Genomic DNA, 12685 nt, shown 5'->3' with positions numbered 1-12685 from the left:
ATGCCACTGTCACCAGCTGATGTTCACAACGTCGCTTTTAGCAAGCCGCCAATTGGCAAGCGTGGCTACAACGAGGATGAGGTCGACCAGTTCCTGGACCTCGTCGAGGACACCCTTGCCCAGCTGCAGGACGAGAATGATGACCTGCAGTCTCAGGTAGAGCAGCTGCAGTCCAAGGGCGGCGCTGGTGCTGTAGCGGGTGCCGCTGCAGGGTCCGCAGCTACTACGGGTGCAGACGAAGCTACCCTCCGTAAGGAGATCGAGTCCAAGCTGCGCGCTGAGTACGAGACCAAGCTTGCTGATTCCAAGAATGAAGTTGCCAAGGCTAAGGAAGAAGCAAAGCGCGCGCAGGAACAGGCAAAGAATGCTGAGTCCGCTAAGGCTCCGGCTGCTGCTTTCTCGAACAACGATGCTGAGCTGAAGGCTGCACGCGAGGACGCCGCAAAGGCAAAGCGCGAGCTCGAGGCAGCTCGTGCAGAGGCTACTCAGGCCAAGAAGGACCTCGAGGCTTCCAAGAAGGAGAACGAGGACCTGAAGAAGAACGCTGGCTCTGCAAAGACCGCAGCGGCTTCTGGTCTGGCTGGTGCAGGTGTTGGCGCTGCCGCAACCAAGGCTGCCGACGGCCTGGCTACCCCAGAGACCCACATGCAGGCAGCTCGCGTTCTGGGCTTGGCGCAGGAGATGGCAGACCGCCTGACCTCCGAGGCAAAGGCAGAGTCCGAGTCCATGCTCTCCGAGGCACGCACTGCCGCCGAGAAGCAGCTGACCGATGCTGATTCCCGCTCCAAGGCACAGCTCGCAGACGCTCAGCAGAAGTTTGACGCACAGCTCGCAGACGCTGATACTCGCTCCAAGAAGCTGGTTTCCGAGGCTGAGGCTAAGGCAAAGCAGACCGAGTCCGAGGCTAACTCCCGCGCTGAGGCACAGATTCGCCAGGCAGAGGAGAAGGCTGCTGCCCTGCAGGCTGACGCTGAGAAGAAGCACACCGAGGTCATGAACACCGTCAAGCAGCAGCAGACGGCTCTTGAGGCTCGTATCGCTGAGCTGCGCACCTTCGAGCGCGAGTACCGCACCCGTCTGAAGACCCTGCTGGAGTCCCAGCTGGAGGAGCTTGAGACTCGCGGCACCGCTGCTCCTAACGGCGAGGCTGGCAAGTAAAAGCTATTTATAAAGCGCCCTTCCGAGTATCCGGGAGGGCGCTTTTCTGGAGGTTTAAATGCTTGTTGCAGCACTCGTCTTGGCGTTCGTGGCTTTCCTAGCTCTCGTCAACTTCATTCTGACTGCAGCTGATTGGTCGCTGTATCTTCTCTTCGCTTCTGCCGGCCTAGGCATGGTGCTGTTCGTGATAGACGGTCTACGCAAGCGCAAACCTGATCTTGCGCAGGACGAGGAGGCAGGGGAGTACCCTGCCTCCTAGATTGTGGCGCATTGCCCTGACATTGCATTGCATATAGTCGTGGTTGTTGCCTTTTTGCTAGCCGCGCTGCCAGCGCACCTTTCCATCGACCCTGGCTAACCTACCGCGTAACGGCGGGGCGTTAGGGTCGTCCTCGTTCACGCCGTTGTGGTAATGACACAAAGTCGCAAGATTTGCCATGTTCGTTGGGCCTCCCTGCGACCAGGCGTTTAAGTGATGCACCTGACTAGTATCTGCCGGGTGATTACAACCTGGCCAAGCACAGGTGGGATTTTCCGCTCCCGCCATCAGTCTTTGCTTGTGGTTGGCAAAGCGCTTCGTGCGATAGAGATTCACTGGCCCCTCATGTGGATGCACGAGTGTGGCGAAGTCAAGGCACGAGTCCAGTGCTCTTCTCACGAATTCCGCGCCGGACATGACGGCGCCGTTTGTCATTTGCAGGCTTATCTCCTCGCCGTCGCCCTGCAAGATCTTTGCCAGCGCGGGCAGTTGTACGATGACGTTGGTATGTACCCGCGGCCTTTCTCCGGTTGCGCTAGACACCCTTGTTGAGTCCTTAGCAGCGGGGAAGAAGAGGTTCTCCAAAGACTCCAGGGGAGAAGCAGGGTCGATAGCCGCATGCATATCCGCGATTAAAGTCGATGGGCCGGTGATCGCTAAAGTCCATGGCTTATCCTTGCGGCGATAAAGCTTTACTCCTTGCTCTGGCTCGCGCTCGCTATTGAGCGCCTTCAGCTTTTTCTTCGCTAGCTGCTCCATCGCGAGGGTATCGGCCTTGGTATTGCACAGTTCCTCGCGCATCTGCCACGCCGCACGTTGGGTCTTCGCGCGCATTGCGTAGCGTTCGATAACTTCGATTGTGGGCAGGGAATGGCCAAGCCTTTGCGCCGCGGCCACGGAATCGCGTTGCTGGCGGGTGAAAGCGGTGCGGCCAAAGTAGACGTCGTAAAGCGCGAGCAATTGCTGTGCCGTTTTATCCGGCGCGCCAGCCGAAATCAAAGCCTTTTCAGACAGCCCTGCGCACCCAGCCACGATGTCCATGCCTGGGCGTATTGCCGCTAAGAATGTCTGAAGTGAAGTCATAAACCCACCCTAAAAAGCCCTATCGACAAGGCACAAGGGGCAATTTTCAACCTGTGGATAACTTTGTCTCAACCGACTCATTGATATCCATTTGCACCACTCGGGAACCTCAGCCTGTGAAAAGTTGACGCCGTGGGTATAATTTCCTCACGTATGCAATGATCCGGCCATCACCGGGGAGCATCTCGGAAGAACCTAAGCCACAGAGCTTAAAAGTAGAACCGAGCGGGTGGGACCGAAATCTCCTTCACCGAAATGAAGCGGGCGCATTTTCGCGCCAAGCAGGGTGGTACCGCGAGCCGCAAGGCGCGTCCCTGCACCAGCACTCGAGTGAAGGAAGATTAATGAGCGAAAACGTAGGCGGTGTCTACCCCAAGGTAGACATGACCGGTGGTTCCACCCGTTTCCCCGACATGGAGGAAATCGTCCAGAAGTTCTGGAAGGAAGACGATACCTTCAAAGCCAGCTTGGACCAGACCAAGGATTGTCCTGAGTACATCTTCTATGATGGCCCTCCCTTCGCGAATGGCCTGCCACACTACGGTCACCTCCTGACCGGCTACGTCAAGGACATCGTCCCTCGTTACCGCACGATGGCAGGCAATTATGTGCCACGTATCTTCGGTTGGGATACCCACGGCTTGCCGGCTGAGTTGGAGGCGGAAAAGCAGCTGGGCATCACGGACAAGGCTCAGATTCAGGACATGGGTCTAGCCAAGTTCAATGAGTACTGCGAGAAGTCCGTTATGCAGTATGCAGATGAGTGGGAAGACTACGTCAACCGCCAGGCACGCTGGGTTGATTTCGAGAATGGCTACAAGACGCTCGATATCAACTACATGGAATCTGTTATGTGGGCTTTCAAGGAGCTCTACGATAAGGGCCTTATCTACCAAGGATTCCGCGTGCTGCCTTATTCCTGGGCGGAGCATACTTCGCTGTCTAACCAGGAAACTCGCCTGGATGATTCTTATAAGATGCGCCAAGACCCGACGCTGACGGTGACTTTCCCGGTTACTGGTGCGAAGGCTGATTCGGCGGCTGCGGAGACGCTTTCCGCACATCCTGCGCTTGCCGACGCCTCCTTCCTCGCCTGGACCACGACACCTTGGACTTTGCCGTCGAATGCTGCATTGGCGGTCCACCCTGAGGTTAACTATGTCCTGTTCAAAGCTACGGATGGCGACTTCGCGGGCCACACGTTCATCATGGCCGAGGCTTTGACGGCGACGTTGGCCAAGGAACTCGGCGAGGTAGAAGTCCTCGAAACTTTCCAGGGCAATCAGTTGGAAGGCTTTACCTACGAGCCGATCTTCGGATTCTTCCCAGAGCTGGAGAACGCCTACCAGGTCATCCTTGCAGATTACGTCACCACTGAAGACGGCACCGGCGTGGTTCACCAGGCTCCAGCCTTTGGTGAGGACGATATGTTGACCTGCCAGAAGTACGGCATCGAACTTGCCATCCCAGTAGATGAGGACGGCGAATTTACCTCGCAGGTTCCGCCGTATGAGGGCCAGTTGGTCTTCGATGCGAACAAGGACATCATCAAGGATCTTAAAGCTGCTGGCCGCGTGGTTCGCCACGTGACGATTGAGCACTCCTACCCGCACTCTTGGCGTTCGGGCGAGCCTCTTATTTACAAGGCAATGCCGGCGTGGTTTGTGAAGGTGACCGAGTTCCGTGACCGCATGGTGGAGCTAAACCACAACGAAATCGAGTGGTTGCCGGAGCATATCCGCGATGGCCAGTTCGGTAAGTGGCTGGAAGGCGCACGAGATTGGAACATCTCTCGTACTCGCTACTGGGGTGCACCGATTCCGGCGTGGGTTTCCGATAACCCGGAGTACCCGCGCGTTGATGTCTACGGTTCTTTGGATGAGCTGGAGGCAGACTTCGGCGTGCGTCCTACCTCCTTGCACCGCCCATACATCGATGAGCTGACCCGCCCGAACCCGGATGACCCGACGGGCAAGTCCATGATGGTTCGTGTGCCGGACGTGCTGGATTGCTGGTTCGAGTCTGGTTCGATGCCGTTTGCGCAAAAGCACTACCCGTTTGAGAACAAAGAGTGGTTCGAGACGCATTCGCCGTCTGACTTCATCGTGGAGTACTCGGGCCAGACGCGTGGTTGGTTCTACGTGATGCACGTACTGTCTACGGCGCTGTTTGACCGTCCGGCGTATAACAAGGTCGTCGCTCACGGCATCGTCTTGGGCAATGATGGTCTGAAGATGTCGAAGTCTAAGGGCAACTACCCGAACGTCAACGAGGTCTTTGACCGCGATGGCTCGGATGCGATGCGCTGGTTCTTGATGTCCAGCCCGATTCTGCGCGGCGGCAATCTGATCGTCACGGAGCAGGGCATCCGCGAGGGCGTGCGCCAGGCCATCTTGCCGATCTGGAATGCGTATACCTTCCTGCAGCTCTACGCGAGCCGCGAGGCGAAGTTTGATGTCACTTCGGGCAATGTTCTTGACCGCTACATCCTGGCTAAGACCCATGACTTGGTGGAGCATACCGATGCGGCGTTGGCGAATACTGACATCGCTGCGGCGACGGAGGAGGTGCGTCACTTCGCGGACGTGCTGACCAACTGGTACGTGCGTCGCTCGCGTGACCGCTTCTGGTCGGGAGAGGAAGAGCACGCAGAGGCCTTTAACACCCTCTACACCGTGCTGGAGACTGTCACCCGCGTGGTGGCTCCGCTGCTGCCACACGTGGCTGAGGTCATCTACCGCGGCCTGACCGGCGAGCGCTCCGTGCACTTGGCTAGCTACCCGAAGGCTGAGGATTACCCGGCTGATGCGGAGCTGGTTTCCGCGATGGATGCAGTGCGCGCGGTAGCTTCCGCAGCCTCGAGCGTGCGTAAGTCCAACAAGCTACGTAACCGCCTGCCGCTGCCGAAGCTGACCGTGGCCATGGCTGATTCCGCGCAGCTCGCTGACTTTGCGGACATCATCCGCGATGAGGTCAACGTGAAGGATGTCATTCTGACCGACGACGTCGATTCCGTGGGCACCTTCGAGGTTGTCTGTAATGCAAAGATCGCGGGTCCGCGCTTGGGCAAGGACGTCCAGCGCGCAATCAAGAACCTGAAGGCGGGTAATTACGAGCGCCGTGGTGACGAGGTTGTCGTTGACGGCGATATCGTTCTGGGCGCTGATGAGTACACCGAGCGTCTGCAGGCGGCGAACCCGGCATCGACGGCGCGTATCGACGGCATCGATGGCCTCGTGGTCTTGGACACCGAGGTGACCGAGGAGCTCGAGGCAGAAGGCTGGGCCGCCGACGTCATCCGCGGCCTGCAGGATGCCCGTAAAGCCGAGGACTTTGAAGTCTATGACCGCATCAGCGTTGTCCTGTCCGTTCCGGCCGAGAAGGAAGAATGGGCACAGCGTCACGCGGAGCACATTGCGGCTGAGGTTCTGGCCACCGAGTTCAATGTGGTTACCGAGCCTCTCGAAGGCCACAAGGTGGTCAAGGACGTCACCGCGACCGTCGCGCGCACGAACGTATAGACACCTGGATGTCAGAGCTTAAGTGAATAATGCCCGGAAGGAGGTAGTCTCTCCTTCCGGGCACGTTTCTTTTTGGCCAGTTACCTGGGTATTTTTCTGTGTAGATTTGCAGGTATGCGAATCGAACACATGGCCATGTACGTACAGGGCTAAAGACCTATTTTCTGAGTTTCGAAGACGGTGCCCGTTTCGAAATCATGGCGCGACCAGGCCATGAAAAGCGGCTAGCTTCGGCTGGGTGGAATCATTTGGCATTGTCTGTGGGCAGCCGCGAGAAGGTAAATCGTCTCGCGGCGCATGGGTACTATGAATTCGCCTTTCTTGATGCGGAGGTGACTATTTAGGCCACAGTGCGCAAAGTCAGCGCTGTGCGCCGGGCAGGTGCGCACGCCAGGCAATAGTGACGTTGATTAGACACAAAATGGCCAAAATGCTGCCGATGATGAAAAGCTTCGTAAATCCGATGTAGGCCGATAGCGCGCTAAACGCCATAGGGATGAAGAAGCCGGTATAGGAGATGGAGTAGTACACGGCGGTGAGGCCTGCCAGCTCCTCTTCACCGGCGATCCGCTGGACCTCGGAGAGTCCTGCGACAAGGGCGAGGCCGTAGCCAGCGCCCATCGTGGCGGCAGCGGCGATGCCCAAAGGCAGCGACAACGTCTGCGCTGCGAAGGCCGCGACGAAAGCCCCGAGCGTAATAACCGCCATGGCGATCGCGGATGCTCGGGCGGACTTATGGGTATCGATGAGGCGTCCGAGCATTTGCACGCCAACGCCGCAGCCCAAAGTAATGACGGTCATGAGGCCGGAGAACGCAATGGGCGTTTGCCCCGCAGACGTGGCGAGCAACTGCGGGAGCAAGGCATAGGCGGCACCGGCACATCCGAATACCCACGGGGCAACGGGAACGACCACGCGCAGGAAGCGCTTGTGAGCGGCGGCCGGGATATGCAGCATTTCGAGCATCTCGCGAACCTTCAGCTCCAAGATGGTGGTCTTTACCGTACCGTGGCGTGGCTCACGAGTTTCCGGAGTATACGTCAGCCAAACCGCAGTCGCGAGAGTCAGCAGAATGTGCAGGATATAAGCCAAATGCGTGGGCCAAGGTCCCCATTGCGCCAGTACCGAGGCAATTCCGGCGCCTACCAAGAATCCGATGGTAAGGCACAGCGAAGCTTTTCTTGCACCGGCCGCGGGGTCCCCTCCAGCCCGGGAGACAAGCTCGGTAATCCACGTGGAACCCACCGCCATAACAAGGCCCAGCGCCATGCCACACAGCACGCGACCTAGCGCGATGATAAGCGGCTCATGCGGAGCGATGGACAGCAGGAAAGATCCCAGCAGCGACAAAGGCGCGGCCGGCAGGAGAGTAGGCTTGCGGCCGATGAGGTCGGATAGCGGGCCTCCCACAAGCAACGCGGGGACGATTCCTAAGACATAAGCCGCGAGCAAACCGTTGACGGTCACCTGCGAAAAGTGCGAAGTCTCGCGGTACATCACCAACAATGGGGTGAACTCGTTGCCGCCCCACGCGACCGCCACCATTGAACCGGCGACGGGAAACCACGAATGAGGCCTAAACGAAGGCAACACCTCCGGCGCCGGCGATGCGCTAGGCGCGGACTCAGTCGCGGGCACAGGGGAAAGCGACGATGTGGATGTTGAGGTTTGAGTGCTCACAGTTGATTCCTAGAAGTAGTCAGGTGGTCTTCGAGTTCGGTGAGGTAGGTGGAGTAGTTGCCGTGGCGGAGGGCTTCGGCAAGCAGGCGGTGCTGGGCGACGAAGCCACGCGCTCGCTCCACATTGCGGCCAATTGCCGTGGCTGTGAAGCGCTGCTGACGCTCGCGCAGTGTGTGACCGAGATGGGCAAGCAGGCTATTTCCGCCGTTGTCCATGATGGTCTGGTGGAAACGCGCATCGAGGTGGGCGTATGTGCGCAGATCACCGGCGTTGAGCGCGGCGTCTTGTTCCGCGATGATCGCATCGAGGCAATCAGCAATGACGGCGCGCTCTGCGGCGGGGAGGGCGCAGATATGGCGGGCGGAGTGGGCGTCGACAAGCAGGCGCGCCTCGTAGACCTCGCGAATCTCGCGCGGGCTGATCGGGACCACTAGCGCGCCGCGTTTGGGATAGAGCTTCAAAAAGCCCTCAACTTCCAAGCGGAGGAAGGCCTCGCGCATGGGAGTCCTGCTCATCCCGAGCTCTGAGGCGATGACTGCCTCGGAGAGCATCTCGGATTCGGCAATGTCACCTTCGATGATTGCACGCTTGACCCATTCATAGGCGCGCTCGGCGGCTGGTGTGCTTGCATTTGACATGCATTCATCTTGCATACAAGCCACGGGCGTTGTCTAAAAAATCGTGCTATTCGTGAGGCGGTGATCACCTTCGTGCTTTATGAGATCTGCGAGACTTTTCGCGTGTTTTCCATGCTAGAAAGCTGGGCAGTGCATGACATTTAGGACGCATGTTCTAAAATGGGGCGCATGCAACGCTGGGTTTTACACATCGACATGGACGCTTTTTTCGCGTCCGTCGAGCAGCTGACCCGGCCCACTTTGCGTGGGCGCCCGGTGTTGGTCGCGGGCGTCGGCGGGCGCGGCGTCGTGGCGGGCGCATCCTATGAGGCCCGCGCGTTCGGCGCCCACTCAGCTATGCCCACTTTCCGCGCCCAGCAGCTGGTTGGTCTGCGCGGAGTGGTGGTGCAGCCGCGGCACGTGGTGTACTCGGCGGCGTCGAAAAGAGTGTTTAAGATTCTCGCGGAACACGTGGGAGTTATAGAGCAGCTTTCCGTTGATGAGGCCTTTATGGAGCCTGAAGCTTTGATCGGCGCGAGCCCAGAAGAAGTAAAAGAATGGGCAGATAACCTGCGGGAGCTGATTCGTGCGGAGACTGGCCTGCCGAGTTCGATTGGGGCGGGTTCGGGTAAGCAATTTGCCAAGATTGGTTCTGGGGAGGCGAAGCCGGACGGCACGTTTGTGATTCCAGCAGAAAAACAGTTGGAGATTCTCCACCCCATGCCGGTGGGAAAGCTGTGGGGCGTAGGGCCTGTAACGAGGACGAAGCTCGCGGCTATCGGTGTGGAGACCATCGGGCAGCTGGCGGCGATGTCGCAAAAAGAAGTGGAGATTTCTTTAGGCGCGACGATTGGTGTGGGTTTGTGGAAGCTCGCTCAAGGCATCGACGACAGGGCGGTGGCCCCGCGCGCAGTGGCCAAGCAGATTTCCACGGAGCATACCTATCCTAAGGATTTGCTCACGGTAGCGGAGGTAGACGCTGCGATTGTGAGGGCGGCGGAGGGCGCGCATCGGCGCTTGCTTCGCGACGGCCGCGGTGCCCGCACCGTCTCCGTCAAACTGCGGATGGCAGATTTCCACATCGAATCGCGCTCGGCCACGCTTCCTTATGCCACGGATGATGTGGAAACCTTAAAAGCAACGGCATTCAAGCTCGCGCGCTATCCCGATGAGCTTGGTCCGATTCGTTTGGTGGGCGTGAGCTATTCGGGCTTGGAGGCCGCGCGCCAAGACGTACTCTTTCCTGAGCTGGACCGCGTGGTGGTGCGCCCGCCGAGTAAAGCGGACGATGACTACGAGGCCGGAGTTTCGGACAACGCACTTGATGAGGGGCGCGTGGAAGTAAGCATCGAGGACGAACCCGATAGCACGTGGCGGGCAACGCAAGACGTTTATCATCCCGATTATGGCCACGGCTGGATTCAGGGCGCCGGTCACGGTGTGGTCAGCGTGCGGTTTGAAACGCGTGCGACAGGCCCCGGCCGCACCAAATCCTTTGCTGCTGATGATCCGGATCTAATGCCCGGGGACCCACTTGATTCTTTGGTATGGCCGGAGTGGTTTGCGCAGGACGCTGATCCGGATGCTGAACCAGGCACTGAGTCAGGCGCTGTGTAAAGCTAGCGCGAGTATTGTTTCGGCGCTGCTTTGGCGGCGAAAACTTCGGAGACGGGAGTGCCGGTGGCGAGGGCGGCGGCGAGAAGGATTCGCGCTTGACCGGGGCGGAAAGCGCCAGCACTAACCGCGCCTTTATCGGCAAGCGTTGCACCACCACCGGAGCCGCCGTAGGCGAGGGAAGTAGTGCCGTAGGGCACGCGGGTGCTGATGGCAACGGGAAGGCCTGCTTCGAGTGCGCGCGCTACGCCTTCGCCCATACCTTCGCCCATGTTTCCGGAACCGAGCGCCTCGATGACGAGGCCCGAAAAGTGGGGAATGGCGGCGTCGACAAGCGTGGCGTCAGCGCCGGGGTACGCGGCAAGGATGGCAACCGGGTGTGGTGCGAGTGGGGCAAGCGGTAGGGGAAAGAGATTGGATTCGCCAACGGGCATCGATTCAAAGCCGTTGAGATGAAAGGTGTGGTTCTTGCGTGCCCCGCGCGCCGGGATGGTCATGCCTCCGAACTGGATATAAACACCGGGGGTTCCTTGCTCGATGAGGTGCAGGCTGTCGTGGAGGTTGCGCGGACCGTCGCCTCCGGGATGATCGAAAGACCGCTGCGCGCCTGTGAGAACAACGGGCTTTGTGCCCGGATCAAAAATGGAAAGCGCCATGGCGGTTTCTTCCATGGAATCCGTGCCATGGGTGATGAGGATGCCGTCGATGTCGGTGCGGGTGAGTTGCACGTGGACGGTGCCGAGCAGCTCATCGAGATCCGCCAAGGTGATGGAGCTGGAGTCGAGTTGGCGGAATTCGATGACTTCAATGTCTGCCGAAAGGCTACGGGCCAGTTCCTGGCCGGTGACTGTTGGAATGAGCGAGCCGTCCGCGGCCGCGGTGCAGGCGATGGTGCCGCCGGTGGCGATAAGCGCGATAGTCATGGACTCCACCCTAGCGATTAGCGGCGGGGTATTAGTAGCGAAAAAGATGGTGTTGGTGGGCGCGGGGCGCACGGAAATGGAAGTGGCGTGGGTAATGTGGTGTGAAGAAAAGCGACAATTATCGTGCGCTAAGATGCGAAGTCGCGCCACCCAACGTGAGGAGAAAAAGTGAAGTTCACCAAGCTCGGGGCCGCTCTCATGGCCGTTAGTGCTGCTACCGCTTTGGCTGCCTGCTCTTCTTCCGATGAAGCTGACAAGGCTAAACCATCATCTGCTGAGAAGTCCTCGAGTGCAGAGGAGACCTCAATTGCCTCCACTGAGATTCCGGATGCAGCTGCCCTCAACGCCATCCTGACCAAGGCCACCGACCCGAACGTGCCGGTCGAGGAAAAGACCAAGACCGTGCAAGGCTCCGAGGAGGCGCCAGAGCTTTTCGACGTCATGGCAGCCTCCCAGGCAGAGTCCGGCGCAGTTTTTGAGGTCGTCGACCCAGTGCTGCCGGGCTACAGCCCAGAATCCGCGCTGGCTACCGTTAACTTCTCTACCCCGGATGGCCAGGGCCAGACCGCAGACCAGGTTGAGTTTGTCTTCGAAAACGGCGACTGGAAGCTGTCGAAGAACTGGGCCTGCATCTTGGTTTCCAACATCGTGCCGCCAGAGCAAGTCCCGCCGATGTGCGCGGATACCGCAGGCGGCGCTGCAGGTGCGCCGGCAGAAAACGCTCCGGCCGAGCAGCCAACAGAGGGCGCTCCGGCAGAACAACCCGCCGAGCAGCCGGCAGAAGGTGCGCCAGCCGAGCAGCCGGCGCAGTAACAAGCGCTAGAAAAGAAGAGCTAAAACTCGAAGCCGGGAACTACTTAGCTGGGGAGAACTTCAGATCTGTGGTGGTGGACTGCACCACGCGCAGGTCGGAGGAGTCGGCGCCGTAGGTGATTTTGGTGTCGATGGCCACCTCGCCGTCGGTTGGCAGCGGCTGCGATAGGTCCACGGTCAGCTGGCCAGAGGAATCGGTTGTGGAGTCCATGACCTTGAGCTCTTTATCAGCCAGCTCCGTGCCCGCGGCTTGCCCTTCGAAAGACAGCGCGCCCAGGGATGGGCGCTGCTTTACAGAAACACTGAGCTTGACGACGTCGCCGTCCTGCTCATCCAGCGTATAAGTTGCGGTTTGCAGCAAAGTGGACTCGCCGGCCACGCGGGATTCCACTGACCACTTTGCGCCCTTGCCGATTTCCTCGTCCGGGAAGACTACAGGTAGGGAAGTCAGCTTCATGATGGCCTGTTCAGTAATGCCGCGGGCCTCGTCGGTGCCGTCTTGCGGCGCGGCCAAGCGCAGCGAAGACATCTGGCCCGAGTCCTCGGCACGCCAGCCAAACTGGAATCCCTCGCCGGAGGAAGCATCAGCATCCCCGGAGTATTCCGGCGTGCCGCTGGTGGCAAAAACGTTGCGGGTAGCAGGCAGCTGGCCCTCGACGTTCTCGGTAGCCTCATCGACGCTGGCCTCTAGCGGCAGCGTCGTGGTGGCCGCCTTAATCTTGGAGGCATTGAAGTCCTTGGCAGCTGTTGACTTCATCAGGTCCTGGCTAAAGCCCTCGGTTACGGAATAGGTGACTTTCTGCTCGGCATCGATGTCGTGGTAGGAAAGCACCCGCTTTTCTCCGCTGCCTGCGGATTCGACGGTGATACGCGGGGCGTCGATTGGCAGGCCCACCGGCTGCTCAACGGTTGGCGCAGGCTTTTCATAGGAGCAGGCGCTAAGCGGTGAGGCGGCGAGCGCGAGGACAGAAACGGTGGCTAAAGCTTTAACACGGAACACAGCATTCCAAATTACCG

The 12685-nt window shown here is 59.2% G+C and carries 10 protein-coding genes; 5 read left to right on the top strand and 5 right to left on the bottom strand.

Annotated features, from left to right (window positions below):
• Both HMPREF3169_RS06745 and HMPREF3169_RS06740 read left to right on the top strand, forming a co-directional pair.
• Nucleotides 1–1158, top strand: coding sequence for a DivIVA domain-containing protein (locus HMPREF3169_RS06745; protein WP_062038247.1), 1158 nt, complete (start codon nt 1–3; stop codon nt 1156–1158).
• Nucleotides 1159–1216: 58 nt separating this feature from the next.
• A complete protein-coding gene (locus HMPREF3169_RS06740; protein ID WP_061923455.1) occupies nt 1217–1417 on the top strand; it encodes a hypothetical protein in 201 nt (66 codons plus the stop codon).
• Between the two features lie 57 nt (nt 1418–1474).
• Here the strand turns inward: HMPREF3169_RS06740 and HMPREF3169_RS06735 are convergent, their stop codons facing one another.
• A complete protein-coding gene (locus HMPREF3169_RS06735; protein ID WP_061923452.1) occupies nt 1475–2500 on the bottom strand; it encodes an HNH endonuclease signature motif containing protein in 1026 nt (341 codons plus the stop codon).
• Between the two features lie 344 nt (nt 2501–2844).
• Here HMPREF3169_RS06735 and ileS point away from each other — a divergent pair, with 344 nt between their 5' ends.
• Nucleotides 2845–6021 (top strand): isoleucine--tRNA ligase, encoded by a 3177-nt coding sequence (ileS, locus tag HMPREF3169_RS06730; protein WP_061923448.1) that lies wholly within the window; start codon nt 2845–2847, stop codon nt 6019–6021.
• A gap of 360 nt (nt 6022–6381) precedes the next feature.
• On the opposite strand, the gene HMPREF3169_RS06725 is transcribed toward ileS, so the two are convergent.
• The gene (locus tag HMPREF3169_RS06725; RefSeq protein WP_061923445.1) at nt 6382–7566 is read right to left on the bottom strand and encodes an MFS transporter; all 1185 of its coding nucleotides are present in this window, start codon (nt 7564–7566) and stop codon (nt 6382–6384) included.
• A 131-nt stretch (nt 7567–7697) separates the two neighbouring features.
• A complete protein-coding gene (locus HMPREF3169_RS06720; protein WP_070456005.1) occupies nt 7698–8339 on the bottom strand; it encodes a GntR family transcriptional regulator in 642 nt (213 codons plus the stop codon).
• Nucleotides 8340–8507: 168 nt separating this feature from the next.
• Between HMPREF3169_RS06720 and HMPREF3169_RS06715 the strand changes: the two genes are divergently transcribed.
• The gene (locus tag HMPREF3169_RS06715; protein ID WP_070456020.1) at nt 8508–9935 is read left to right on the top strand and encodes a DNA polymerase IV; all 1428 of its coding nucleotides are present in this window, start codon (nt 8508–8510) and stop codon (nt 9933–9935) included.
• A gap of 2 nt (nt 9936–9937) precedes the next feature.
• Here HMPREF3169_RS06715 and HMPREF3169_RS06710 read toward each other — a convergent pair whose 3' ends face one another.
• Nucleotides 9938–10855: an asparaginase gene (locus HMPREF3169_RS06710; protein WP_061923439.1), complete on the bottom strand. Its 918-nt coding sequence runs from the start codon at nt 10853–10855 to the stop codon at nt 9938–9940.
• A gap of 168 nt (nt 10856–11023) precedes the next feature.
• Between HMPREF3169_RS06710 and HMPREF3169_RS06705 the strand changes: the two genes are divergently transcribed.
• Nucleotides 11024–11668, top strand: coding sequence for a WKL family lipoprotein (locus HMPREF3169_RS06705; protein ID WP_070456004.1), 645 nt, complete (start codon nt 11024–11026; stop codon nt 11666–11668).
• A gap of 40 nt (nt 11669–11708) precedes the next feature.
• Here the strand turns inward: HMPREF3169_RS06705 and HMPREF3169_RS06700 are convergent, their stop codons facing one another.
• On the bottom strand, nt 11709–12668 hold the full coding sequence (locus tag HMPREF3169_RS06700; protein WP_061923433.1) for a hypothetical protein: 960 nt from the start codon (nt 12666–12668) through the stop codon (nt 11709–11711).
• Nucleotides 12669–12685: the final 17 nt, after the last annotated feature.

Source organism: Corynebacterium sp. HMSC08C04 (assembly GCF_001807495.1).
In the GTDB taxonomy this organism is placed as follows: Bacteria; Actinomycetota; Actinomycetes; order Mycobacteriales; family Mycobacteriaceae; genus Corynebacterium; species Corynebacterium simulans.
The sequence above is the reverse complement of the archived record's forward strand: the minus strand, read 5'-3'. Positions and strand labels throughout refer to the sequence as shown.